Origin of the sequence: Chitinibacter bivalviorum (assembly GCF_013403565.1) — a bacterium.
Taxonomy (GTDB): domain Bacteria; phylum Pseudomonadota; class Gammaproteobacteria; order Burkholderiales; family Chitinibacteraceae; genus Chitinibacter; species Chitinibacter bivalviorum.
This window is the reverse complement of record NZ_CP058627.1, coordinates 1803982-1827956: the sequence shown is the minus strand read 5'-3', so window position 1 is coordinate 1827956 and position 23975 is coordinate 1803982. Positions and strand designations below refer to the sequence as shown.

Sequence of the window (23975 nt, the reverse complement as noted above, 5' to 3'; positions counted from 1 at the left end):
AGTCAATGCGTGCTGATGACGATAAGAGGATAGATTGATGCAGATTTTACATGTTTGCGCCGAGATGTTTCCGCTGCTCAAAACAGGGGGCTTAGCCGATGTCAGCGGCGCTTTGCCGATTGCACTGCGCCCGCTCGGTGCGGATGTCCGTGTTTTGCTGCCAGGCTTTCCTGCCATTATGCAAGGTCTGGACATCAGCGGCGAGGTCGTTAGCCTACACAGCTTCGCAGGTGAGTTGCGTATCTTGTTTGGGCAAACCGCCGAGGGTGTCGGAGTCTACGTGATTGATGCGCCGCATTTGTATGCACGGGGTGGCAATCCTTACCAAGATGGCAATCAGCATCCGTATTCGGATAATCATGTGCGCTTTGCAGTCTTGGGTTGGGTCGCTGCACGCCTAGCCGAAGGTGTTGATCCATTTTGGCGTCCGAGCGTGGTGCATGCACATGACTGGCATGCAGGTTTAGCGCCTGCGTATATTGCTGCAGTGGGTCATCCAGCGCGTACGGTATTTACGATTCACAATCTGGCCTATCAGGGGGTGTTTTCGCCGTCTGATTTTGCTGCCGTCGATTTGCCTGCTCATTTCTTTAGCGTGAATGGCGTGGAGTTTCACGGGCATTTATCGTTTATGAAGGCGGGCATTTATTTTGCCGACCGCGTCACGACCGTATCGCCAACGTATGCGCATGAAATTGCGGGGGCAGAGCAAGGTTGCGGTTTGGATGGTTTGCTGCGTGATCGCGGCGAAGCTTTGTCTGGGGTACTCAATGGTGTGGATGATGCGATTTGGAATCCAGCCAATGATGCACTCATTGCGACCAGCTACAGCGCGGAAAAACCAACTGCTAAGGCTAAGTGCAAAGCTGCGTTGCAATTGAGCATGGGTTTGCAGGAAAACAGCGATGCCCCTTTATTTGCCGTGGTCAGCCGACTCACCGAGCAAAAAGGTTTGCATTTAGTGCTAGAGCGATTGCACGAAATTACCTCGCGAGGTGGTCAATTTGTCTTGCTCGGCAGTGGGGATGCCAATATGGAGGCGGCATTCCGTGTCGCTGCGGCAGCAAATCCGACGCAAATTGCGGTCAAGATAGGCTATGACGAAGCGTTTTCCCATCAGATTATGGCCGGCAGTGATGTCATTATGGTGCCCAGCCGCTTCGAGCCTTGTGGGCTGACGCAGCTCTATGGTTTGAAATATGGCGCATTACCTTTGGTGAGACGAGTTGGCGGCTTGGCCGATACGGTGGTTGATTGCAGTCTTGAGAATTTGCAAGAGGGTATTGCTACAGGTGCAGTATTTGATGGATTTTCTGGCGATGAACTGGCTAGGGGTATACGTCGCATGTTTGCGCTATGGGCTCGACCCAAAGAGTGGAAAGCAGTACGAAAAACGGCGATGAGCCGTGATTTTGCCTGGCATGCCGCCGCCGAGCAGTATCTGCAACTGTACCGTGCCTTAGGTGCTTAATACGTTTTTAGACGGGCGATGCCAAATCAATCATTGAGTTGATTGACTTAAATAATAATGAATTTACGGAGAACACTTGATGAGCATGCCGTTTCAATATGATGTAACGAATCATCATGATGTCAGTGAAGTTAAAAAAGCGATTGCCAATAAACTGATGTACACCATCGGCAAAGACCCGGTCGCCGCCCAACCCAAAGACTGGCTCGATGCGACTTTTCTGACCGTGCGCGATCAAATGGTTGAGCGCTGGATGCAAACAACGCGTGCCCAATATTCACAAGATGTTAAACGCGTCTACTATCTCTCGATGGAGTTTTTGATTGGTCGTGCACTATCAAATGCGCTGCTTGCACTTGATATGGAAGAAACCGTTCGTACCGCACTCGATGAGATGGGTATTGATTATGATGATCTGGTGCATATGGAGCCTGATGCCGCGCTGGGCAACGGTGGTTTAGGTCGTCTGGCGGCATGCTTTCTCGACTCGATGGCAACATTGGGTATCCCTGGCATGGGTTATGGTATCCGTTATCAATTCGGGATGTTCAAGCAGCGGATTATTGAAGGTCGTCAGGTTGAAGTGCCAGATACTTGGCTGGGCTCGGTCAATATTCTCGACTTTCCGCGCGATGAAGTTTGCTACCGTGTCCGTTTTGGCGGGCGCTTGGAAACTGATGGTAAAAAGGTGCGCTGGCTAGATACGCAAAATGACGTACTCGCGGTCGCGCACGACATTATTATTCCAGGTTTTGATACCACGGCCACCAATACCTTGCGCTTGTGGACTGCCCGATCAACTCGTGAAATTAACCTCTCTAAATTTAATGAGGGGGATTATTTTTCTGCGGTTGCTGAGAAAAACTTGTCAGAAAATGTATCGCGCGTGCTCTATCCCGATGACTCAACCTACAGCGGCAAAGAGTTGCGTTTGCGCCAAGAGTATTTCTTTGTTGCGGCGAGCGTGCAGGACATCCTGCACCGCTATCGCATGACGCATGACAATCTGGATAATCTGGATGACAAGGTCGCTATCCACTTGAATGACACGCATCCCGTGCTGGCGATTCCTGAGTTGATGCGGGTTTTGATCGATGAAGCCAATTACGAGTGGGATGAAGCTTGGGCGATTACGTCCAAGGTCTTTAGTTATACCAATCACACCTTAATGTCTGAAGCTTTGGAGACTTGGCCTGTCGACATGTTGGGACATTTACTGCCGCGTCATTTGAAGATTATTTTTGATATTAACGAAAAGTTCCTCAAAGAAGTTGCGGCTAAATTCCCCGGTGATCATGATTTACTGCGTAATGTTTCTTTGATTGAAGAGCATGGTGATCGCAAAGTCCGGATGGCTTATTTGGCCGTGGTGGCCAGCCACACGATAAATGGTGTTTCTGCGCTCCATTCTGATTTGATGGTGGAGTCGATTTTTGCTGATCTGGCCAAAATCTATCCTGAGCGTTTCACCAATGTCACTAATGGTGTTACCCCACGTCGCTGGTTGGCCTTGGCTAATCCACAATTATCGAGCTTGATCGATCGTGAAATCGGCCAAACTTGGCGCGTGCGCTTGGATGAATTGGCCGAGTTGAAATCGCACATCGACTTTCCTAAATTTGTGCAAGATTTCCGCGATGCGAAGCATGCGAATAAAGAGCGACTGGCGAAATATGTGGCGCGCAATCTGGGCGGGGTGATTAATCCTGATGCGCTGTTCGATGTACAGGTAAAGCGAATTCACGAATACAAACGCCAGTTGTTAAATGTGCTGCATGTGATTACGCGGTACAACCGCATCTTGCGTGACCCAGATGCAGCGATTCAACCCCGTGTTGTTGTGTTTGCTGGTAAAGCGGCATCCGCTTATCGCATGGCTAAATTAGTGATTCAGTTGATTAATGATGTGGGTATCAAAATCAATAATGATTCACGCGTCGGCGATAAACTTAAAGTGGTGTTTATCCCCAATTACAGCGTGAGTTTGGCCGAGATTATTATCCCGGCCGCTGATTTATCCGAGCAAATTTCCACCGCAGGGACTGAAGCTTCTGGTACGGGGAATATGAAGTTTGGTCTCAATGGCGCTTTGACAATTGGTACGCTGGATGGTGCCAATGTTGAAATGCAAGAGGCGGTGGGCGCGGATAATATTTTCATCTTTGGCAATACCACCGAAGAAGTGAATGCACTGCGCCGCGATGGATATAACCCACGTGCTATTTACGAGAGTAATAGTGAATTGCGTGAGGTGCTCAATCAATTGGCCAACGGCTTTTTCAGCCCGCAAGATCCAGAGCGCTATCGCGTGATTTTCGATGTGCTAGTGAATTGGGGCGATCATTATCAACTGCTGGCTGATTATGAGTCCTACATTGCCGCGCAGGATCAAGTCGATGCACTGTATGCCAAGCCTGAAGAGTGGGCGAAAAAAGCCATTCTGAATGTGGCGGGGATGGGGTATTTTTCTTCTGATCGCACTATTTCGGAATATGCAGAGAAAATCTGGCATACGACGCCGGTCAAACTTTAATTTTACTTTTTGCAGTAAACTCACGGCAGCCTTTTGGGCTGCCGTTTTTATTGTCTAAATCAGTCGAGAACTTGAGAAAAATAATGAGCGAAAATCAGCCCCCACAGGATAGCCATTTGTATGAAGAGCCGCTGAGCAGTCAGCGGGTATTTGATGGAAATTTATTGCATGTAAACCGTGACACTATTCGCCTGCCTGATGGCTCTGAAGCGACTCGCGAATATATCTTGCACCCCGGTGCGGTCATGGTCATTCCGCAACTCCCCGATGGTCGATTACTGCTGGAGCGCCAGTATCGCTATCCCTTGCACCGCGTCTTCATTGAGTTTCCTGCGGGTAAGCTTGAAGCAGGGGAAGACCCGCTAGAGTGTGCGCAACGTGAATTGCTCGAAGAAACGGGTTATACCGCTCAGCATTGGGAATACCTAGGCGTATTGCATCCCATTATTAGTTATACCGATGAAGAAATTAAACTCTTCCTCGCCAAAGATCTCAGCGCTGGTGAAGCCAAGTTGGATGCTGGCGAGTTTGTAGAATGTATTTCGATGAGTATGGATGAGCTGGTTACTGGCGTGATGGATGGTTCGATTACCGATGCTAAAACCGTCAGTGGGATTTTTTGGGCGCAGCAGAAAGGGTTGAAGTGAAGTTGGGGTATATCGCTAAAGTCATTGTTCTAAAATGACTGTAGCGATATACCTAGCAATTAGTCTTCAATATCTTCACAGAGTAATGCTTCTTGTACGACTGCGCGGCTTAAGTGTGGTGCGAATAAAGCGATAAAGTCATACGCATACCCACGCAGGTACGCATCTTTGCGCATCCCGATATGGGTTGTGGATTTTTCGAATAAGTGACTGGCATCAATGGCGGTCAGTCCAACATCGCGTTCAGGCTCAAACGCCATGCCAGCCAAAATACCAATGCCCAAACCAAGCTCAACATAAGTTTTGATCACATCCGAGTCGATCGCGGTCAGCACCACATTGGGCGTTAGGTTTTGCTCTTCAAATGCGCGGTTTATTTTTGAACGGCCAGCAAAAGCAAAATCATAGGTAATGAGCGGCCATGCTGCGATATCTTGCATTGTGAGCTTGCGATTAAGCTGTGTTAGAGGGTGCTGCTTGGGCACAATAATGCAGCGATTCCAGTCATAGCAGTCGAGCATGGCCAGCTCTGGGTAATGATCAATCCCTTCTGTGGCGATTGCAAGATCCGCGCTACCATCAACCACCATTTCACTGATTTGAGTGGGGCTGCCTTGCTTGATGGAAAGGCGAACTTTAGGGTAGCGCTGCAAAAAAGCATGAATCACTTTCGGCAGGGCGTAGCGCGCTTGGGTGTGCGTTGTGGCAATGGTGAGACTGCCATTTTCAACTTGGATAAATTCTTCACCAATACGTTTAAGGTTTTGGGATTGCATTAAAATGCGTTCAGCAATTCGTAAAATCTCGCGTCCCGGTGCGGTAATATCGACGACTCGTTTGCCATTACGAATAAAAATTTGTACACCCAGCTCGTCTTCAAGCAGGCGAATTTGCTTTGAGATCCCAGGTTGTGAGGTATGCAGTTTTTCAGCTGCCTCCGAGACATTGAGACCTTGTTTGGCGACTTCGACCAGATAACGCAGTTGCTGCAGTTTCATCACTCACCCCAAATCAAAAGAACGAATCCTTCTATCATGGTAACAGAATAGTCTAAAGGCTTCTATTTGTGGGCGTTATCATGTCCACACTCATAAAAATAACGGGTGTAAGAGATGGACGTAGCTTGGTATGGTTTTGTCGTCGCGGGATTAGTCGTTGGTTTTATCGTTGGGATGACCGGCGTGGGAGGTGGCTCTTTAATGACGCCCATCCTTTTATTTTTCGGGATCAATCCAGCGACAGCGGTGGGCACCGATTTGTTATATGCCGCCATCACTAAGGCTGGTGGGGTGTATGTCCATCAGAAAAATAAAAATATCGACTGGAAAATCACGGGTTGGTTGGCGCTAGGTAGTGTGCCAGCTGCAGCGCTGACTTTGCTGGTTTTACATAATTTGCACACTGATACCAAGGTGCTCAATAGCATCATTAAGCAAGGTTTAGGTTTTGCTTTGTTGTTTACTGCGGTGGCTATTGTGTTTAAAACGCAAATGATCGCATTCTCACAAAAACATGCGGGCGATGCTTTTCATGTGGCAGGCCCACGCCTGAATGCTCTGACGGTTCTCGTTGGAGTATTGCTGGGATCTATCGTGACGTTAACATCGATTGGTGCAGGTGCATTGGGTACTGTCGCATTATTTATTTTGTATCCATTACTGCCGACTAAGCGTTTGGTGGGAACCGAGATTGCCCATGCAGTACCTCTGACCTTGGTTGCAGGCTTGGGTCACGCGGGCATGGGTAATATGGATTGGAGTTTGTTGGGATATCTATTAATGGGCTCATTGCCAGGGATTTACTTGGGTAGCCATCTTTCGGGTCGGGTCTCTGATAAAGTATTGCGTCCGTGCTTGGCGGCAATGTTGGTGTTTATTGGCTGGAAACTTGCTTTTTAAATTTCACAAGACGAGATTGAGATGAATTTCGAAGAAAAATTAACTGAAACCGTAGCCTTGCTACAGCGTATTGCTGCTGATTTCTCACCTGCCATTTTTGCCAATTCATTTGGTGCCGAAGATATGGTGATTACGCATTTGCTGGCAAAGCATCAAGTGGCAATTGATGTCTTTAGTTTAGATACCGGACGTCTTCCTGCTGAAACATACACATTGATGCAAGAAGTTGCGGCCGCTTATCCTTCGCACCCAATTCAAGTTTATTTTCCAAACACGGCCTCGGTTGAGCAATACGTGAATCAAAATGGCATTAACGCATTTTATGATTCCGTTGAATTACGGAAAGCTTGTTGCCATGTGCGCAAAATTGAGCCACTGCAGCGTGCATTGAAAAATCGTAAAGCTTGGGTTACAGGATTGCGCCGTGAGCAGTCCCCGACCAGAACTGACTTAGGCTACCAAGAGTTTGATACGGGCAATGGTCTGGAAAAATTCAATCCACTGATCGAGTGGACGGAAAAGGAAGTTTGGGCATACATACGCGCCGAAAATATCCCGTATAACAAGTTACATGATCAACGAGTTCCGTCGATTGGCTGTGCACCCTGTACACGCCCAATTGCTATGGGTGAGGATGTTCGCGCAGGTCGCTGGTGGTGGGAAAACCCTGAAAATAAAGAGTGTGGTCTGCACGCGAAGAAGATTTAAAAGCAGTTTTTTTTTGGCTAAACGCAAAACGCCCAATAATTTGGGCGTTTTTTTATGTCTGGCGATTGACACTCATGGTGTGCATCTCTAAATTGGTATGCTTGCGTTGAATGTAACATCAGCTATATTGCATTTTAACGCCGTGATTTTGTTGGTGTTGGTCTAGTTCGTCCTAAATGACACTGATCAACTGGTATGTGTTTTTCCAAACTAAAAGAGTTTGAGTCCATTAACCGTATTAAGTGATTTTCGCAGTGGAGGGGAGTGATTATGAGTCAAATCGAATTTCTGATTGGTGTCGATGGTGGTGGTACAGGTACCCGAGTAACGATTGCTGGTCTGGATGGTGTTGAAAAAGTTCGTGCTGAAGGCGGTCCATCGGCATTGGGTCAGGGTATCGATAAAGCATGGACCAATATCACTTTAACAGTCCGCGAAGCTTTTAAAAAACTGGGCATCGAAAAGTGCGATTTTAGTAAATGTGCCGTGGGTTTTGGATTGTCAGGTGTAACAGTCAAAGCCTGGGCACAAGAATTTGAAAATAAAAACCCTGGTTTTGGTCGCATAATCGTAGAAACCGATGGTTATTCAACTTTATTGGGCGCACACAATGGTGCGCATGGCGCAATTATTGCCATTGGAACAGGTTCTATTGGTGAGGCTTGGTTGCCAAGCGGAGAGCGACTCGAAGTTGGCGGCTGGGGCTTTCCAACTTCCGATGAAGGTTCAGGCGCATTTTTAGGCCTCAAAGCAATCAACCATGTCCAACGCATTATGGATGGCCGTCGCCCAATGACCGATTTTGGTCGTAAGCTACTGACTGTGACGGGCGATACGCGTGAAAAAGTATTCGAGTGGATGGGCGCAATGAAGCAAACTGAATGCGCTTCACTCTCTCCAATTGTGGTTGAGTTTGGGCAAACAGATGATGTTGCTCGCAGCTTTCTCAATGATGCAGGGCAAGAGATTGTCAATATCGCTTCAGCTTTACGAGCTACTGCACCAGAGTTACCCATTGCGATTTGTGGTGGCGGATTGTCTGAAGCGTTGCGCCCCTACATTCCTGCTGAGTTCTTGGCGACCACTGCGCGTCCACAAAAAGATTCATGTGCAGGCGCATTGATTTTGATCGCACGTGAATATAAATAAGCATTGGGTAAATGGTGAGGGTGGAATGCAAAATCTGAATAAATTACTGGTGTTGAAGCCAGATAATGACAGTGCAACACCGCTGTATTTGCAGTTTGGCCACAAATTGGCCGCAGCAATTCATGCCGGGTTTTGGAAAGCGGACGACCCTCTTCCTTCCGAGAGGACATTTTGTGATGTTCTTGGCATTTCTCGTGTGACCGCGCGAAAAGCGCTAGACCTTCTTTTTGAGCAAGGACTCATCCTACGTCGGCAAGGTTCTGGCACCTATATCACGCCGAAATTGGAGCAGCCACTAACCCGACTGACGAATCTGTCGGAAATGCTCAAGCAGCGCGGATTTCGCCCATCGTCAAAATGGCTGAGCCGTGAGGTGGCGTTGGCCAATACTGAGGAGTTGCTCAAGCTAAATCTCTCACCCAATAGTCGGGTGAGTCGTTTGGCGCGCTTGCGGTATGCAAATGATGCTGTTATGGCGGTTGAATACACATCTTTGCCCTATCACTATGTGCCCGATCCAGAGTTGATCGGCGAGTCTTTGTATGACTTCATGCGGGAAGAAGGAATTAGTGTTGTACGTGCGATACAGAACATGGGGGCAGTAAATGCGACAGAGGAGCTGGCTAGGCTTACAGGTGTAGAGCCAGGAGCTGCAATGTTGCATTTGACTCGTGTTGGTTATCTAGAGAATGGTGTTGCTATTGAGCTGACTCACTCTTGGTTTAGAAGTGATTACTACGACTTCGTGGTTGAGTTGCATAAGTAGTGTATTGAAATTTAATGTAATTTTATTTTTCGTGGAAGGCGTTTTGTAGTTTGGCGGCATTAATTTGCTGCTCTTGACTACAGGCGCTTTTTTTTTATTTTTTGAAAAGTTTAAAAATCCAAAAATTGGTTCTGCTGTAAGCAAAATTGGATGCCTTGTGACTTAGTTCACCGGACCGCATTTTTGTTGTAATCTCTGTGCGCATACATAAAAACCGCAATATGGATCTGAACGAACAGGGGTGGGAATCCATGCGCAGTGATGCGTTAGGTTCAACAACTTCTTAAAGCGCAAATAAGACTTTACCTTGCTTGGACACTCCTTAGATGTAGGTGAGAAAATACCTTCGTCATGAAACGTAAGCCATTTTGACGAAGTAGATACAGTTTTTGTTTGGTAACGACGGATTTGATTGACTACCCGATTTTGAGTCGATTATTGTCGTTCCGGTATTGAACACACTTGCAATGCAACCTACTGAAGGATCTTCGCAATGAAACTCAAACGTACTCTGGTTCTTGGTGCTGCTCTGTTTGCCGCCACAATGATGAATGCTCAAGCTGCAGATAAAGTAACTGTTGAATACTGGTCAAATAGCTTGTCGCCGAAGTTTGATGCGGTAATGAAAGATTTGACTGCTAAATTCAATGCGTCACAAACCCAAGTTGAAGCGAAATGGGTTGATGTAGGTTGGGATGCATTCCAAGCACGTGTGGTTACTGCTGTAGCATCAGGTAATGTGCCAGGTTTGGTTAACCTGCCAAAACCATGGATGGATGAATTTGCTCAAAAAGAGTTGATCTTGCCGATTACAAAGCAAGCGGCTTCTTTTAAAAATGTATACACCAAAGGCGCTTTAGCTGACGTAACTGCTAAAGGCCAAGTTTACGGCCTGCCTTGGTACCAAGTTACTGGCGTTATGTTCTACAACAAAGATTTGTTGGCTAAAGCTGGCGTCAAAGAAGCGCCAAAATCTTTTGATGAATTGCTGGCTGTTGCTAAGCAAGTTAAAGAAAAAACAGGTGTGACTGGATTTGCTCCAAAATTAAACGATGGTTTCTCTGGTTGGTTCTTGTACGATGGCTTGCCAGTTATTAAAGACGGCAAAGCGGTATTCAATAGCCCAGAGCACGTTAAATTGGTTGAGAAGTTTGCTGCAGCATATAAGTCTGGTGCGATTCCAAAAGACGCGTACAAAATGGACTTTGAGTCTCAAGTTAACGGCTTTGGCGCTGGCAAAATCGCCATCTTTGCTGAAGGTGCGCATGCTCTGAAACGCACTCAAACTGATGCGCCAAAAACTTATGCAGTGACTGGAGTTGCTCCATTCCCAGAAGCGCGTGGTAAAACCCCGTTCGGCGGCTTCCTGTTCCTGTGGTCTGTACCTAAAGGCGCGAAGAATGTTGACGCAGCAGTTCAGTTGGGTAAATTCCTGACAAACGATGAATCACAGTTGGCTTTTGCTAAGGCCTCTGCAACATTCCCATCTACGAATAAAGCGCTAGATGATGCTTATTTCCAAGAAGGTGCTAAATCTACCGATCCAGTTAAGAAAGCGCTGGCAGTTGCTGCGGTATCAATTAAAAATACGCGCACTCTGACTGTTTCAGGTTTGCCTGATGAAGCAGCAATGAACAAGAAAATGGATGAAGAAGTTGAAGCAGCAATCACTGGCCGCAAGTCTGCTAAAGAAGCGCTGGATGCTGCTGTTGCTATGTGGAACCAGAAATTAGCTAAGTAATTAGCTAGCTCTGTTCTTTGTCAAATTTTGTAACGGCAGTTTTCTGGTAAACTGCCGTCACAAATAAAAATCCGCAAGGCCAAGGGTGGCTGAAGTGGGTGTACTTTTAAGCGAGGAAGAAATTCCGAGCGTTTTGTCGATAACTCAAGAGGAAGACAAGATGAAGCTGAAGAAAATGTTGGTTGTTGGTGCTGCAGTATTTGCAGTAGCTGCTCAAGCGCAAGCTGCTGAAACTTTGGAATTCTGGACCATGAACTTGGCTCCAAAATTCGAGCCATTCTTCAAAGAGCGTGTTGCTAAATTCAATGCAGCAAACAAAGACGTTGAAGCTAAATGGGTTGACATGAACTGGGATCAAATCCAGCCTAAACTCGTAGCTGCAATCGCTGCTGGTAGCCCACCTGCGTTGGTTAACTTCAACGTGCCTTGGGTTCACGAATTCGCTGCTCAAGGCAACATCTTGCCAGTTGAACAGTACATGGGCGCTGCTAAAAACGACTACCTGCCAGCTGCGTTGAAAGACGTAACTGTTAAAGGTCAAGTTTACGCTTTCCCATTCTACAACTCTGTATCTATCATCGCTTACAACAAAGACATCTTTGAAAAAGCTGGTGTTAAAGCTGCTCCAAAAAGCTTCGACGAGTTGATGACAATTGGTAAACAAATCAAAGACAAAACTGGCGTAGCTGCATTCGCTCCTAAATTGTCTAACTTCACTGGCATGTTCTACTATGCTGGTTTGCCAATGATCGAAGGTGGCAAGGCTGTATTTAACGGTCCTAAACACGTTGCTTTCGTTCAGAAATTTGCTGATGCTTACAAATCAGGCGTAATTCCTAAAGACGCATTCAAAATCGAATTCGAACAAGAGATCGCTTTGTACAACTCAGGCAAAATCGCCATGATGACTACAGCTCCTCAAGCTCTGAAACGTACTGAAACTGATGCTAAAGCTATCTACGGTAAAACTGGCGTTGCTGCATTCCCAGTTGGCGAAGGTAAAATGGCATTCGGCGCATGGTTGATGGACTTTGTAGTACCTAAAGGTACTAAAAACCCAGCCGCTGCTGCTAAATTGGGCTTGTTCCTGACTAACGATGAGTCTCAAGTTGCTTTCTCTAAAGCTACTGAAACTACCTTCCCATCGACTAAGAAAGGCAACTTGGATCCATACTTCCAAACTGGTGCTAACAGCGCTGACCCAGTTGACCAAGCACGTGCTGTAGCTGCTAAGTCTATGGACAACGCTCGTACATTGACTATTCCACCAGGTGTATTGCCTGATGAGGCAGCAATGACCAAAAAACTGCAAGACGAAGTTCAGAACGCGATCGAAGGTCGCAAGCCAGTTAAGGCTGCTCTGGACGCTGCTGTTGCAGCTTGGAACGAAAAACTGGCTAAGTAATTTTAGTTAGTTTTTTATGAACGAGACTGCCCTCGCGGCAGTCTCGTTTCTCTCCTAAAAAAATCAAAAACAACAGTCGAGTGGCGCCGTGAAAAATTCCAATAGCTATACCGCCATAGCCTATCTCTTCTTGGCTCCTGCCTTGATCTTGATGGGTATATTCACTTTCTGGCCAGTGGCATTTAACACCTACCTAGCATTCGGTAATTACGATCTGGGTTCCGGTCATGTCACATGGAATAACTTTGAACACTTCAAGTATTTATACAAAGAAGAGTTATTTCATCATGCCTTGAAAAATTCTTTACTCTATTTGCTAATCGTTCCGGTTATTCAAATTTCTGCCTTGGTCGTTGCCAAGCTGGTAAATAATAAATTACCAGGCATGACAATGTTCCGTGCTATTTACTACATTCCAGTTATTGCTGCTGTTTCAATTGCAGCCGTAGTTTGGCAAAACGTCTACAAATACGATGGTATTTTGACTTGGTTCTTCCAAATGATCCATGTCTTGCCAGAAGGCGTTGATGGTCAAATTGACTGGATTGGCAACCCTGATACCGCCTTGTATATGGTGATGGTCTTTACCTTCTGGAAAGGTATTGGTTATTACATGGTGCTGTATCTCGCAGGTTTGCAAGCGATCTCTCCTGAGATCGAAGAAGCTGCGATTCTGGATGGTGCCAATGCTTGGCAACGTTTCTGGAAAATTACTGTACCGCTGGTTAAGCCAACTATTCTGCTGTGTACTTTGCTCTCTACCATTGCTGCGATCAAATCCTTCCAAGAGGTAATGGTATTGACGAAAGGGCAAGCTGATACTTATACCGCGCTCTACTATGTAATCGATCAGGCGTTCCGCAACTACAACTTCGGTCGTGCTGCTGCCGCTGGCCTCGTGGTGACGTTCTTCTGCATGATCTTGGCGATCATTCAGTTCCGTTTCTTCGGCGATAAGAACTAATACAGCGAGGACTAGATAATCATGGCTAAAAGTAAAACAATTACCAAAGCGCTTGAGCTCTTTGGTCAATACACTGGGTTGGTGTTGTTTGCTATCTTCACCATTTTCCCATTCTGGTGGGCTGTATCGGTAGGTTTGTCGGAAGATCCATCTAATACATGGTTGTTCCCACGCTCCTTTATTCCGACTGACCCAGGTCTGATGTGGTTCCAGCGCGTATTTGCTGAAATCCCATTCATGACTTACCTGAAAAACTCAACATTGATGTCAATTGGCACGATTGTTGGTGTAGTTATTATTTCAGTATTGGCAGGTTATCCTCTGGCGCGTCTGAAGTTTCCTGGTAAAAACCTGATTTTCGTTGCCATCATCGCTACGATGATGTTGCCAATGGAAGTGGGTATGATCCCTAACTTCATTACAATGACTCGTTATTTGGGCTTGGGTGATACCTTGACTGGTGCGATTTTGCCGAATTTGGCTGGCGCATTTGGTATCTTTTTGATGAAGCAGGCGTTTGAGCAGATTCCTCAAGATTTGATCGATGCCGCGCGTGTTGATGGCGCGACTGAGTTACAAATCTTGTGGCGTGTGATGGTACCAGTTACAGCTCCTTCTATTGCTGCTCTGGCGATCTTTACTTTGGTAAATGCTTGGAATGACTACGTTTGGCCTCAGTTGATCTTGTCTACCCGCGAGAAAATGCCATTGGCAGTGGGTGTGTTTAACGACTTGACTGGTCCATTTGCTGTTTCAACCAGCTTGGTGATGGCTGCAGTTGTATTGACCATTATCCCAGTTCTGATCTTCTTCGCCTTTACGCAGCGTTACTTTATCTCTGGCCTTGATGGCGCAGTGAAATAAGAGCTGGTTAATTAATCATTGGGCACAGACTGCTTCTAAAAGACACTAAGGAATCGAAAAATGGCTTCGGTTACACTGAAAAATATTAAAAAGAACTACACCAAAGACGTATGCGTTATTAAAGGTGTAGACCTTGAAATTAAAGACGGCGAATTCGTTGTATTCGTCGGTCCATCTGGTTGTGGTAAATCAACCATGATGCGTATGATTGCAGGTTTGGAAGACATCACTGCGGGTGAGTTGTACATCGGTGACACATTGTCTAATGATATCCACGCTTCTAAACGTGGTATTGCGATGGTATTCCAGTCATATGCTCTGTACCCACACATGAGCGTGTATGACAACATGGCTTTTGCCTTGAAATTGTCTGGCACACCAAAAGCTGAGATTGATCAGCGCGTTAAAAAAGCCGCTGAAATCTTGCAAATGACTCACTTGCTTGAACGTAAACCAAAAGCTTTGTCTGGTGGTCAGCGTCAACGTGTAGCGATTGGTCGTGCAATTGTTCGTAACCCGAAAGTATTCTTGTTTGACGAACCATTGTCTAACTTGGATGCGGCTTTGCGTTTAAATATGCGCGTAGAGTTGTCAAAACTGCACCAAGAATTGAAAACTACCATGCTGTACGTAACGCACGACCAGGTAGAGGCGATGACTCTGGCTGACCGTATCGTTGTGTTCAATGCCGGTATCATTCAGCAGGTTGGTTCTCCGCTGGAAATGTACGAGAATCCATCTAACTTGTTCGTAGCTAGCTTCTTGGGTTCACCAAAAATGAATCTGTTTGAAGCTCAATTGGTTGGCGTTGAGCAAGGTGTTGCGGTTGTTCGCTTGCCAAAAGGCATCACGGTTCGCGCTTCAGTAGAAGCTGGCCGCGCTAAAGTCGGCGACAAAGTGACCTTGGGTATTCGTCCAGAACACATTGAATTGTGTGCTGATGGTGATGCGGATGGTATTCCAGCTCGTGTTGATTTGACTGAACACTTGGGCGATATCGTATTGGCTTACATCGAAATCCCTGGTATCAACGAAATTATTTGCATGAAATTACCTGCAAATATGACTGGTCTGAAATACGGCGATGCAATTCGCGTGAAATTCCCAGAAGCTCACAGCATGTTGTTTGATGCTGAAGGTCTGGCATTCAAACGTCTGAAAAAATAATTTCAGACAAAGAAAAAAACCCGCTTCGGCGGGTTTTTTTATGTCCATATATTCTGATTGTCGTGAGTTAGATCTTGAGTGTTGCTGGGGTATTGCTGTGAAATCAATACTTATGCGAGATCTTAGGGCTATACCCCTTACTGGGCAGGACTAGTGCAACGGCGGTGAATCTCTTCAATCCCGGTAATTACTTCTTCTGTTAGCGCTAAATCATGGCACGAGATATTTTGTGCTAATTGCGTCATATTGGTCGCACCAATAATCGTGCTTGCGACATACCAGCGGCTATAGAGCCACGCGAGGGCCATTTGTGCCGTATTCAAACCATGCTGCTGGGCGAGTTGGTGATAGGCCGCAATCGCTGGTGGTACATGTGGTTTGAGGTAGCGTACCCCAAAATTAGCAAATTGCGTCATGCGACCTAGAGCCTGTGGGTTATCGAGGTATTTCCCTGATAACAGGCCAAAAGCCAAGGGGCTATAAGCCAAAAGGCTGATGTTTTCTCGATGGCAGACTTCACTTAAATTGTGATCGTAATTTCGGTTGATTAAGTTGTAGACGTTTTGAATAGTCTTAATTAGCGGTAAGTTGTTGATCTCAGCAACTTTGATAAATTCCGAAACACCCCATGCGCTTTCATTGGAAACACCGATATAGCGCACCTTGCCTGCTTGAACGAGCTGCGCCATGGCGTCGAGTTGCTCTTCAATCGTCGGTGCATTGGGATATTCTTGCTCGGGTTCATAATACGTCTGGCCAAACATCGGAACGTGGCGCGCTGGCCAGTGGATTTGGTATAAGTCCAAATAATCAGTTTGCAGTCGTTTTAAGCTGTCATCGCACGCCGAAATAATCTGACTTTTAGTCAGTTGTGGTCCGCCTCGCATCCATTCCATGCCGCGATTGGGGCCCGCTACTTTACTCGCGATGATTAGCTGGTCGCGTTTTTGGCGAGCCAACCAAGTGCCAATATACGCTTCGGTCAGCCCTTGTGTCGTGGCCTTTGCCGGAACTGGGTACATTTCGGCGGTATCAATGAAGTTGATCCCTTGATCAACCGCATAATCGAGTTGCTGATGTGCCTCCAACTCGCTGTTTTGCTCGCCAAATGTCATGGTGCCGAGACAAATTTTGGATACCTGTAAATCAGTACCATGCAATGTACGCAGTTCCATCTTGAGTCCTTATTTCAATACGGGCGTTACGGTATAGCCAGCTGCGCGCAGGCGTTCGATCAAGCCATCTTTACCAGGTAAATGAAGTGCCCCAATAGCAATGAAAGCATTTCCTTCGAGTAAATGTTCTTGGATGCGCTTGGCCATCACTGGGTTACGCTCAGAGATTAATTTAGTTTGCCATTCCTTAAACCAAGCTTGATCAGCCTCGGGCAAACTAATTTCATCTTGTTCAGCTAATTTTTGTAAAGCATCTAGGTCTTGCTTAACGTAGGCATTCAGCAATTGCTCGTAGGATTTTGCCAATTTGTCTTGTTGACTGATAAGGGCATTGAGCAGAACAATTTGTTTTGCTTCAGGTATATTTTGGAAGTAGCTCAGCTGTTCATCAACCGTTTCAACGCCGAAATAATCTTTTTCATTTTCCATGGCGTGTTTCATCACGCGCATATCCATTGGTATTTCACCTTTGACCTTCGCAGGGGTCATCAGCAGCATGGCTGCAGCCCAAGGTTTAAATTTTGCCGCTGCAACTTCAGGGTATTCACGCGCAGCTAATTCGGGAAGTAGCTTGGTATATTGTTCTGCACTTAATTTTGCAGGCAGCGTTGGCTCTTTGGTCAGCATGGCGTTGCCCATGGCCATCATGGAGCCAAAGTCGATTTTGATCTCGGTACCGATGTGTTTTGATTGATTGAGTGCAGCTTCAACGGCAGGGGAGAATTTGGCAACGCGCGAGTCGCTGATATGGGCGGTGCCAAATAGCCAAGATTCAGGAACTCCTGACTTTTCGATTTTCCACAACACCGCATTACTGGCGGAAGACTTTTCAGAATTTGCGGAGCACCCCATCAGCATTAAGCATGAGGTGAATGCCAGGACCACTAAAGGACGTAAACGTGCAAACATGCTGCCAAACCTTATTCAAGATGCTAAAGATTGGCAGTATATCTTGCCTCGCTCAGCTCAGCAGGGTTTTTGCCGCTTTCAAGAATTGATCAGCATGTTGTGTTGCGGTACGTGACTCACGCAGCGCCATATTCCAGCGCGCCAGCGTGGTTTTTAGTGTTTTTTCACAGCGAATTTCTTCGATTTCTCGAATCAGCGGCTTGGCCATTAGCCCTAAGCATTGCTGACTACTGCTCAACATCAGTTGTTTGACCGCTTCCATACGCTCTGGGTCAATCGTACGGGTCGTTTCGGTGGCTGCGGCGGGGGTTGGGGTCAGAGATAGTTCACTTAATCTGCTCGGCTCTGTCCCAATATAGCCTTGTTCATTGAGTAATTGCAGTGATGCAATTAATTCAACGGTACCCAACATCTGCATGAGGTCAGCAACTGTACGTTCCCCATCAATTAAGATCAACAAGCGGCGCTGCTGGGCATTCAGGGCATTACTATCATCGCGAGTATGGATTGCCTTTAATCCCCGTGGCAGCTTGTAATACACCTGATTGAGGGTACTTGAATGGATAGACATCAGTGCGGCTCATTAATAATCAGTTACGTCAGCTTAAGCGATCGATGTTGCCAGAATGAGAAGAAATACTGACTGAAGACGTAAAGGGAAATATTTCATAGGCTGCTAATTGATAGGCGCTGTCGGTAGCACTTGTGATTGTGCCGTGCAGAAGCACAGGGCATATGTAATGAGCGTGCGGGATTTGGGTTCAGGTTTTAAGGGGGATTTTGATATACGGCATTATTACCAAGAAAATATGTCGTTCTGATATGAAACATTGATGATGCCCAAAGGACGGAGCGAGCTGTAAGGGTTAGAATGCGAGCAAATTTTAATTCGCAAGGAAGCGAAATGTCCCAAGCATCTCAAATTACAGTCACCGATACATCCGCCAACCCCGCACCGCTAGGCCTGATGGGCTTTGGTATGACCACCGTTTTGCTCAACTTGCATAATGCAGGCCTGTTTGAGCTCAACGCGATGATCTTAGCCATGGGTATTTTCTACGGTGGTCTTGCCCAAGTCATTGCCGGGATCATGGAATCCAAGAAAAATAATACCTTCGGTATGACCGCATTTACGTCTTATGGGATGTTCTGGCTGACCTTAGTGGCGCTGATTGTAATGCCTCAGATGGGTATTGCTGCAAAAGCCAGTGAAACAGCCATGGCTTGGTACTTACTGGTATGGGGTATTTTTACTGCCTTCCTGTTTATCGGTACTTTGAGAATGAATTTCGCCACCCAATTTATTTTTGGCTCACTCACCGTATTGTTCTTTTTGCTGGCCTTAGGCGATTTCACTGGCAGCGCCACGATTAAGCAGATTGCTGGCGTTGAAGGCATTATTTGCGGCGCATCGGCCATTTATGCGGCAATGGCTCAGGTATTAAATGAAATCTACGGCCGCGACGTGATGCCATTGGGCGGCTCAGGCCACTAAGCAATTCAATCAAAATAAAAAAACCGCCATCCTTCCTGTGGCGGTTTTTTTTGCTTGGCACTTTGGTTTAGTTCAAACGATTCCAACTTTTGGTGGCGGAGTTAAAAAATCCGGCATCCCGATAGGCTTTATCGATCAGACCTTTTTCCCGTAGTTTTTCCAAGCCGGCATTGAGTTGCTTCGACACTTGGGCACCCATTGGATCAACTTTGCTCACAAAGAAATGGCGGCTGCCTTGCAGGCCAACTTTGACATTCTGGATCGGTACGAGCTTTTTGCCGCCCACATCCATCGACATATCAGGCGTAGGCTGGAAAGGCGCGAGCAGCACATCGGCACGCTTTTTAAATAACATGCCGACCATTGAATCCCAGCTATGTGTTTTGAGCAAAATACTGAATTTAAGGCTTTCCAGTGTGGCCACATCGGGTTTCCAGCTCTCGGCCACCACGGCGGTGAGCTTTTGAATCTCGGGTAATGTGCGCGATAAGCGCGCTTCAGCATTATCAGAGGTGGTGTAGAGGCCCGCTTCGAATTCACCATTGCGAATCACGGGCTCGCTAATCAGTACTTTATCCGCCAATGGCTTCAAATCAATGAGCCAAGCCGAGTTGCCGCCCATCGTCGCGCTGCCGCTGGTGATTTCCTTAATGTAGCGGTTATACGAGTCACTGGTGTTATCGACTTTGACGATCTTGATCGGCAGCTCATTGCCGCCGGCTTTGAGGGCTTGTTGCACCAAAACCAGCTCCACTACATCGCGGCGCGAAGCTGGGCCACCGTATTGGGTGAGGGATAATGGATCGCGCTGGCCGATGAATTTTTGATAGTCATTAAAGACATCTTGCTGCGTTAAGATGGTGATCACTTTGTCCTCAGCCATGGCTGGGGTACTGATCGCAATTAGACCCACAGTGAGGGATAGCGCAAGCTGTTTAAAGATGTGCATGGCGGTATCTCGAAAAATCGCAACCTAACCATCATGGCAACTTGTAAGGAAAAAGGCAAACGGTGTTTTCCCTAAATGTTGTATAAATAGAAATTGCCTATTGGCTAGATGAAAACTCTTGATTTGACGCACCTCGCCCCGATGTCTAAAGTGATGCCACATTTGTTTAAACACACCCACTAGGAGTATTAACATGGCTGTACTCGTTGCAAAGCAAGCCCCTGACTTCACCGCTGCTGCTGTATTGGGCTCTGGCGAGATCGTAGATAGCTACAATCTGAAAGCTGCTACTGCTGGCAAATACGCTGTTATTTTCTTCTACCCACTCGATTTCACTTTCGTGTGCCCATCTGAGTTGATCGCATTTGATCACCGTCTGGAAGAATTCAAAAAACGCAATGTTGAAGTCATCGGCGTGTCGATCGACAGCCAATTTAGCCACGCTGCATGGCGCAACACCCCAGTTGAAAAAGGTGGCATTGGCCAAGTGGGCTACACCTTGGTGGCCGACGTTAAACACGAAATTTGCAAAGCCTACGATGTTGAATTGGCTGATGCTGGCGTTGCATTGCGCGGCTCATTCCTGATCGACAAATCAGGCGTGGTACAACACCAAGTGATCAACAACTTGCCATTGGGTCGTGATATCGACGAAATGTTGCGCGTGGTTGATGCATTGCAATTCACCGAAGAGCACGGCGAAGTTTGCCCAGCTGGCTGGAACAAAGGTAAAAAAGGCATGAAAGCTGACGCTGATGGCGTGGCTAGCTACTTGGCAGAAAACGCAGCTGCACTGTAATTTGCTCTGCAATTGCAAAGAAAAGCCCCGATTTCGGGGCTTTTTTACTTTTTGACTTTATAATCGCCACGATCAAATACACGGAATTGCCCATGTCGCAGCACGTCATTGCCCCGCCCCAATCAGGTGTTAGCCCGCAGACTTGGTATCAATCGCTCGCTAGCCAACCCGGTTTTATTGCCGATGAATCACAAGCGGCCGCAATTGAAAAGCTCGAAGCCTTGTGGCAATTGCTGGTGGTATTTAAACAAAAGCGCAATCGCTTATTCGGCAAAACGCTGCTACCGACGCCAGATTTGCCACGCGGCCTGTATTTCTGGGGTGGCGTAGGGCGCGGCAAAAGCTTTCTGATGGATGCGTTTTACGCCGGGCTGCCCTACAAACGTAAAAAGCGCCTGCATTTTCACCACTTTATACAAGAAGTGCACCGCGAATTGCGCGCGCAGCAAGGCAGTGATGACCCGCTCGCCAAAGTGGCCGACAAATGGGCCAAAGCCGTGCGCGTATTGTGTTTTGACGAGTTTCACGTCTCCGACATCGCCGACGCGATGATACTTGGCCGCCTAATGGAGCAACTGTTTAACCGTGATGTCGTGCTGGTGACGACCTCTAATTATCCACCCGATGGCCTGTATCCCAATGGCTTGCAACGCGCCAACTTCCTGCCAACGATTGAGCTCCTCAAAGCCAAGCTGGATGTGCTGAATGTCGATGGAGGGCAAGATTTCCGCTTGCGCACGCTCACTGCCGCGCGCACCTATTTGCAGCCGCAATCGCCCGAGACCGAGCGCGAAATGGCCGAGCTATTTGCCAAAATGAGTACCGCCCACGACGAAGACCCGCATATCACCATCGAAGGCCGAAAAGTCAAAGCGCGCCGCCGCGCAGGGGGCGCGATCTGGTTTGATTTTGCCGTACTGTGCGGCGATGGCCGCGGTCAGGCTGATTATCTGGCCTTGGCGCAGGAATATCACACGGTGTTTTTATCGGGCCTACCCAAACTCAAACCCGAGCAAAGCAATCTGGCGCGCCGCTTTACCTGGCTGGTCGATGTGTTTTACGACCACCGGGTTAAGCTGATCATTGCCGCCGATGTGCCGGTCGAAGAGGTCTACGTTTCCGGCCTGCAAGCCAGTGAGTTTTTCCGTACCGCCAGCCGCATGACCGAAATGCAATCGAAAGAATACCTCGCACTGGCGCATCAGAGCGTCGAGCAGGCGCAAGCAGGGCTAGTCGAAACCTGATCGCTTGTGACGAAAGAATCTGACTTTGTGCTATGGTTTTGCTTTCGCTAAAAATCAGGGCAAGGCCATGGCCAAAGGATATTGGATCGTCCGCCTCGACATCACCCAGCTAGAAACCTTTCAAGCCTACATCGCCGCCAACGGCGCAGCTCTCGCAGAGTACGGCGCCCAGTATCTGGCTAGAGCTGGCCAGTATCAATGCGTAGAAGGCAATACCCGTTCACGCAACACCATCGTTGAATTCCCCAGCTACCAAGCCGCCCTTGATTGCTATAACTCCGTACCGTATCAAAACGCCAAAGCACTGCGCGACGGAGCCTGTGAGATTGATTTGGTGATTGTGGAAGGGTATGACGGGGTGCAGCCAGGATAAGAATTCTGCCTGATATGGGCTAAGCCCAGCCTAATGATTTGGGCTTCACTGTGCTGATGCTTACCACCTCTGAGTTAAATGGACTTTGGAACTTATGATTAGAGTTGCGCATTATGATGATTTAGCGGGCGTTCTGCGCTTGTATCAAGAACTCCGCCCCCATGATCCGGTATTGGAGAAGGGCTTGGCGCAAGAGCGCTGGCGGCAAATCATCGATGATCCGCAAACGCAGATCGTCGTTGCCGACTTTGATGGTGAGTTGGCAGCGACCTGTGCTTTGAGTATCAATCGCAGCATCGCCAATGGCGCTAGGCCGTTTGGCATCATCGAACATGTGATCACCGCCAGCGCCTATCGCCGCCGCGGGCTGAGTCGCCAAGTGTTGGAATTTGCGCTGGTGCTAGCGTGGCAGCGAGATTGCTACAAAGTGATGCTGCTGTCGGGTGAGCAGCTCACCGCGGCGCATTCGGTATACGAGTCGGTGGGCTTTAAAAGCGGCATTGAAAAAGGCTTTGTGATTAAACCGAGCAGATTCAATGACACTTAAACGACGAGCGAGTGGTTTGGCTAAGCCATTAGGTGTGTCCGAGCCAACTCATAATGAGCAAAATGCTGTAACACAAGGACAATGGCCATGACGGTAATGCAAGCTTGGACAGCCGAACAAGGCGAGCTATTGCTAGGGGACGCGCCGATACCGACGCCGGCTGCAGGCCAATTGCTGGTGAAGGTGGCCGCAGCGGGCCTCAATCGAGCCGATCTGGTGCAGGCCAGCGGCAAATATCCGCCGCCGCCGGGCGAGTCGGAAATTCTGGGGCTGGAAATCGCTGGTGAGGTGCTAGCACTGGGCGAGGGCGTCAGTGATTTTCGTGTTGGTGATCGGGTTTTTGGCTTAGTGGCGGGTGGTGCTTATGCGGAGTATTGCCTGCTAGAGCAATCATTATCTTGCTTGCTGATAGATACCCTGAGTAATGTTGCTGCGGCAAGCTTGCCCGAGGCATGGCTGACGGTGTGGCTGAATTTGATCGAGCTTGGCGCTTTGCGTTTGGACGGCAGCAGCAATGAGCGGCGTGTGTTGATTCATGCTGGTGCTAGCGGCGTGGGAGCTGCAGCAATTCAGCTGGCCAAAGCCTGCGGCGCTTGGGTGGCGATCACGACCAGCTCTGTTGAAAAACAAGCCTTCTGTCGCGAATTGGGGGCAGATTTGGTGATCGATTATCGCAGGCAAGATTTTGCTGCCGAGGTCAAAGCGGCGGGCGGTGCTGATCTTATTTTGGATACCATCGGTGGCGCGTATCTGGCTGGTAATCAACGTTGTTTGAATCAGGATGGGCAGATGATCGTCATTGGCCTCTTGGGCGGCGTTGAGGCGCAGCTCAATTTGGGGCTATTGCTGGTGAAGCGTCAGCGCATCACGGGCTCGACGCTGCGCAGCCTGCCGCTGGGGCGCAAAGCTCAATTAACACAAGCGCTACGAGAATATGTGCTGCCGCGCATTAGCAGCGGCGAATTTCGTGTCACGCTTGATCGGACTTTTGCGTTCAGCGAAGCGGCGGCCGCGCATGAGTATCTGGCGCAAAACCATAATATTGGGAAAGTGGTCTTGCAGACTTTTGGCTCTGTCAAGTGATGTTAGCTGGTAAATCATCAGTAATAAACTGAAGCTTCATCAGGATAAATTATTGCTGCGTTGGATATAGTTTGAGTGCACATCGCGC

The 23975-nt window shown here is 47.7% G+C and carries 23 protein-coding genes; 18 read left to right on the top strand and 5 right to left on the bottom strand.

What is annotated here, in order from left to right; all coding sequences use genetic code 11:
* Window positions 1–37: 37 nt before the first annotated feature.
* The 3 genes from glgA (at window position 38) to HQ393_RS08580 (ending at window position 4651) form a co-directional block, all read left to right on the top strand.
* Window positions 38–1471 carry a glycogen synthase GlgA gene (gene glgA / locus HQ393_RS08590; protein WP_179354815.1) on the top strand — a complete coding sequence of 478 codons (1434 nt, stop codon included), beginning with the start codon at window positions 38–40 and terminating at the stop codon, window positions 1469–1471.
* A 79-nt stretch (window positions 1472–1550) separates the two neighbouring features.
* Window positions 1551–4004, top strand: coding sequence for a glycogen/starch/alpha-glucan phosphorylase (locus tag HQ393_RS08585; protein WP_179354814.1), 2454 nt, complete (start codon window positions 1551–1553; stop codon window positions 4002–4004).
* 83 nt (window positions 4005–4087) lie between these two features.
* Entirely contained in the window at window positions 4088–4651 is a 564-nt protein-coding gene (locus tag HQ393_RS08580) for an NUDIX domain-containing protein (protein WP_179354813.1), read from the top strand.
* A gap of 59 nt (window positions 4652–4710) precedes the next feature.
* Here HQ393_RS08580 and cysB read toward each other — a convergent pair whose 3' ends face one another.
* Complete coding sequence (cysB, locus tag HQ393_RS08575; RefSeq protein ID WP_179354812.1) at window positions 4711–5649, bottom strand: HTH-type transcriptional regulator CysB; 939 nt, start codon at window positions 5647–5649, stop codon at window positions 4711–4713.
* A gap of 114 nt (window positions 5650–5763) precedes the next feature.
* Here cysB and HQ393_RS08570 point away from each other — a divergent pair, with 114 nt between their 5' ends.
* The 9 genes from HQ393_RS08570 to HQ393_RS08530 all read left to right on the top strand — a co-directional run bounded on the left by HQ393_RS08570 (window position 5764) and on the right by HQ393_RS08530 (window position 15313).
* On the top strand, window positions 5764–6549 hold the full coding sequence (locus HQ393_RS08570; RefSeq protein ID WP_179354811.1) for a sulfite exporter TauE/SafE family protein: 786 nt from the start codon (window positions 5764–5766) through the stop codon (window positions 6547–6549).
* A gap of 21 nt (window positions 6550–6570) precedes the next feature.
* Window positions 6571–7257 (top strand): phosphoadenylyl-sulfate reductase, encoded by a 687-nt coding sequence (locus tag HQ393_RS08565; RefSeq protein ID WP_179354810.1) that lies wholly within the window; start codon window positions 6571–6573, stop codon window positions 7255–7257.
* Window positions 7258–7527: 270 nt separating this feature from the next.
* Window positions 7528–8406 (top strand): glucosamine kinase nucleotide-binding domain-containing protein, encoded by an 879-nt coding sequence (locus HQ393_RS08560; protein WP_179354809.1) that lies wholly within the window; start codon window positions 7528–7530, stop codon window positions 8404–8406.
* A gap of 25 nt (window positions 8407–8431) precedes the next feature.
* Entirely contained in the window at window positions 8432–9172 is a 741-nt protein-coding gene (locus tag HQ393_RS08555) for a GntR family transcriptional regulator (protein WP_218871100.1), read from the top strand.
* 493 nt (window positions 9173–9665) lie between these two features.
* Window positions 9666–10913 carry an ABC transporter substrate-binding protein gene (locus tag HQ393_RS08550; protein WP_179354808.1) on the top strand — a complete coding sequence of 416 codons (1248 nt, stop codon included), beginning with the start codon at window positions 9666–9668 and terminating at the stop codon, window positions 10911–10913.
* Between the two features lie 94 nt (window positions 10914–11007).
* Complete coding sequence (locus HQ393_RS08545) at window positions 11008–12318, top strand: ABC transporter substrate-binding protein (RefSeq protein WP_246307865.1); 1311 nt, start codon at window positions 11008–11010, stop codon at window positions 12316–12318.
* An 88-nt stretch (window positions 12319–12406) separates the two neighbouring features.
* A complete protein-coding gene (locus tag HQ393_RS08540) occupies window positions 12407–13282 on the top strand; it encodes a carbohydrate ABC transporter permease (protein ID WP_246307864.1) in 876 nt (291 codons plus the stop codon).
* Between the two features lie 21 nt (window positions 13283–13303).
* On the top strand, window positions 13304–14146 hold the full coding sequence (locus HQ393_RS08535; RefSeq protein WP_179354807.1) for a carbohydrate ABC transporter permease: 843 nt from the start codon (window positions 13304–13306) through the stop codon (window positions 14144–14146).
* 60 nt (window positions 14147–14206) lie between these two features.
* Complete coding sequence (locus HQ393_RS08530; RefSeq protein ID WP_179354806.1) at window positions 14207–15313, top strand: ABC transporter ATP-binding protein; 1107 nt, start codon at window positions 14207–14209, stop codon at window positions 15311–15313.
* 137 nt (window positions 15314–15450) lie between these two features.
* Here the strand turns inward: HQ393_RS08530 and HQ393_RS08525 are convergent, their stop codons facing one another.
* The 3 genes from HQ393_RS08525 to HQ393_RS08515 are packed head-to-tail and all read right to left on the bottom strand — an operon-like array spanning window position 15451 to window position 17968.
* The gene (locus HQ393_RS08525; protein ID WP_179354805.1) at window positions 15451–16488 is read right to left on the bottom strand and encodes an aldo/keto reductase; all 1038 of its coding nucleotides are present in this window, start codon (window positions 16486–16488) and stop codon (window positions 15451–15453) included.
* A 9-nt stretch (window positions 16489–16497) separates the two neighbouring features.
* Window positions 16498–17397 carry a TraB/GumN family protein gene (locus tag HQ393_RS08520; protein WP_179354804.1) on the bottom strand — a complete coding sequence of 300 codons (900 nt, stop codon included), beginning with the start codon at window positions 17395–17397 and terminating at the stop codon, window positions 16498–16500.
* Window positions 17398–17449: 52 nt separating this feature from the next.
* A complete protein-coding gene (locus HQ393_RS08515; protein ID WP_179354803.1) occupies window positions 17450–17968 on the bottom strand; it encodes a hypothetical protein in 519 nt (172 codons plus the stop codon).
* Window positions 17969–18301: 333 nt separating this feature from the next.
* On the opposite strand from HQ393_RS08515, the gene HQ393_RS08510 reads away from it, so the two are divergent.
* Window positions 18302–18892 (top strand): acetate uptake transporter, encoded by a 591-nt coding sequence (locus tag HQ393_RS08510; RefSeq protein ID WP_179354802.1) that lies wholly within the window; start codon window positions 18302–18304, stop codon window positions 18890–18892.
* A 67-nt stretch (window positions 18893–18959) separates the two neighbouring features.
* On the opposite strand, the gene HQ393_RS08505 is transcribed toward HQ393_RS08510, so the two are convergent.
* Window positions 18960–19841, bottom strand: coding sequence for a hypothetical protein (locus tag HQ393_RS08505; RefSeq protein WP_179354801.1), 882 nt, complete (start codon window positions 19839–19841; stop codon window positions 18960–18962).
* A gap of 193 nt (window positions 19842–20034) precedes the next feature.
* Here HQ393_RS08505 and HQ393_RS08500 point away from each other — a divergent pair, with 193 nt between their 5' ends.
* The 5 genes from HQ393_RS08500 to HQ393_RS08480 all read left to right on the top strand — a co-directional run bounded on the left by HQ393_RS08500 (window position 20035) and on the right by HQ393_RS08480 (window position 23887).
* Complete coding sequence (locus HQ393_RS08500) at window positions 20035–20640, top strand: peroxiredoxin (RefSeq protein WP_179354800.1); 606 nt, start codon at window positions 20035–20037, stop codon at window positions 20638–20640.
* A 92-nt stretch (window positions 20641–20732) separates the two neighbouring features.
* A complete protein-coding gene (gene zapE, locus HQ393_RS08495; RefSeq protein ID WP_179354799.1) occupies window positions 20733–21884 on the top strand; it encodes a cell division protein ZapE in 1152 nt (383 codons plus the stop codon).
* A gap of 67 nt (window positions 21885–21951) precedes the next feature.
* Entirely contained in the window at window positions 21952–22257 is a 306-nt protein-coding gene (locus tag HQ393_RS08490) for a DUF1330 domain-containing protein (protein WP_179354798.1), read from the top strand.
* 94 nt (window positions 22258–22351) lie between these two features.
* Window positions 22352–22804: a GNAT family N-acetyltransferase gene (locus HQ393_RS08485; protein ID WP_179354797.1), complete on the top strand. Its 453-nt coding sequence runs from the start codon at window positions 22352–22354 to the stop codon at window positions 22802–22804.
* A gap of 87 nt (window positions 22805–22891) precedes the next feature.
* Window positions 22892–23887 carry an NAD(P)H-quinone oxidoreductase gene (locus HQ393_RS08480; RefSeq protein ID WP_246307863.1) on the top strand — a complete coding sequence of 332 codons (996 nt, stop codon included), beginning with the start codon at window positions 22892–22894 and terminating at the stop codon, window positions 23885–23887.
* Window positions 23888–23975: the final 88 nt, after the last annotated feature.

Bases quoted from the DNA above. Each gene is read 5' to 3' on its own strand.
- glgA (WP_179354815.1), top strand. From the start codon at position 38: ATGCAGATTTTACATGTTTGCGCCGAGATGTTTCCGCTGCTCAAAACA.
- HQ393_RS08585 (WP_179354814.1), top strand. From the start codon at position 1,551: ATGAGCATGCCGTTTCAATATGATGTAACGAATCATCATGATGTCAGT.
- HQ393_RS08580 (WP_179354813.1), top strand. From the start codon at position 4,088: ATGAGCGAAAATCAGCCCCCACAGGATAGCCATTTGTATGAAGAGCCG.
- cysB (WP_179354812.1), bottom strand. From the start codon at position 5,649: ATGAAACTGCAGCAACTGCGTTATCTGGTCGAAGTCGCCAAACAAGGT.
- HQ393_RS08570 (WP_179354811.1), top strand. From the start codon at position 5,764: ATGGACGTAGCTTGGTATGGTTTTGTCGTCGCGGGATTAGTCGTTGGT.
- HQ393_RS08565 (WP_179354810.1), top strand. From the start codon at position 6,571: ATGAATTTCGAAGAAAAATTAACTGAAACCGTAGCCTTGCTACAGCGT.
- HQ393_RS08560 (WP_179354809.1), top strand. From the start codon at position 7,528: ATGAGTCAAATCGAATTTCTGATTGGTGTCGATGGTGGTGGTACAGGT.
- HQ393_RS08555 (WP_218871100.1), top strand. From the start codon at position 8,432: ATGCAAAATCTGAATAAATTACTGGTGTTGAAGCCAGATAATGACAGT.
- HQ393_RS08550 (WP_179354808.1), top strand. From the start codon at position 9,666: ATGAAACTCAAACGTACTCTGGTTCTTGGTGCTGCTCTGTTTGCCGCC.
- HQ393_RS08535 (WP_179354807.1), top strand. From the start codon at position 13,304: ATGGCTAAAAGTAAAACAATTACCAAAGCGCTTGAGCTCTTTGGTCAA.
- HQ393_RS08530 (WP_179354806.1), top strand. From the start codon at position 14,207: ATGGCTTCGGTTACACTGAAAAATATTAAAAAGAACTACACCAAAGAC.
- HQ393_RS08525 (WP_179354805.1), bottom strand. From the start codon at position 16,488: ATGGAACTGCGTACATTGCATGGTACTGATTTACAGGTATCCAAAATT.
- HQ393_RS08520 (WP_179354804.1), bottom strand. From the start codon at position 17,397: ATGTTTGCACGTTTACGTCCTTTAGTGGTCCTGGCATTCACCTCATGC.
- HQ393_RS08515 (WP_179354803.1), bottom strand. From the start codon at position 17,968: ATGTCTATCCATTCAAGTACCCTCAATCAGGTGTATTACAAGCTGCCA.
- HQ393_RS08510 (WP_179354802.1), top strand. From the start codon at position 18,302: ATGTCCCAAGCATCTCAAATTACAGTCACCGATACATCCGCCAACCCC.
- HQ393_RS08505 (WP_179354801.1), bottom strand. From the start codon at position 19,841: ATGCACATCTTTAAACAGCTTGCGCTATCCCTCACTGTGGGTCTAATT.
- HQ393_RS08500 (WP_179354800.1), top strand. From the start codon at position 20,035: ATGGCTGTACTCGTTGCAAAGCAAGCCCCTGACTTCACCGCTGCTGCT.
- zapE (WP_179354799.1), top strand. From the start codon at position 20,733: ATGTCGCAGCACGTCATTGCCCCGCCCCAATCAGGTGTTAGCCCGCAG.
- HQ393_RS08490 (WP_179354798.1), top strand. From the start codon at position 21,952: ATGGCCAAAGGATATTGGATCGTCCGCCTCGACATCACCCAGCTAGAA.
- HQ393_RS08485 (WP_179354797.1), top strand. From the start codon at position 22,352: ATGATTAGAGTTGCGCATTATGATGATTTAGCGGGCGTTCTGCGCTTG.
- HQ393_RS08480 (WP_246307863.1), top strand. From the start codon at position 22,892: ATGACGGTAATGCAAGCTTGGACAGCCGAACAAGGCGAGCTATTGCTA.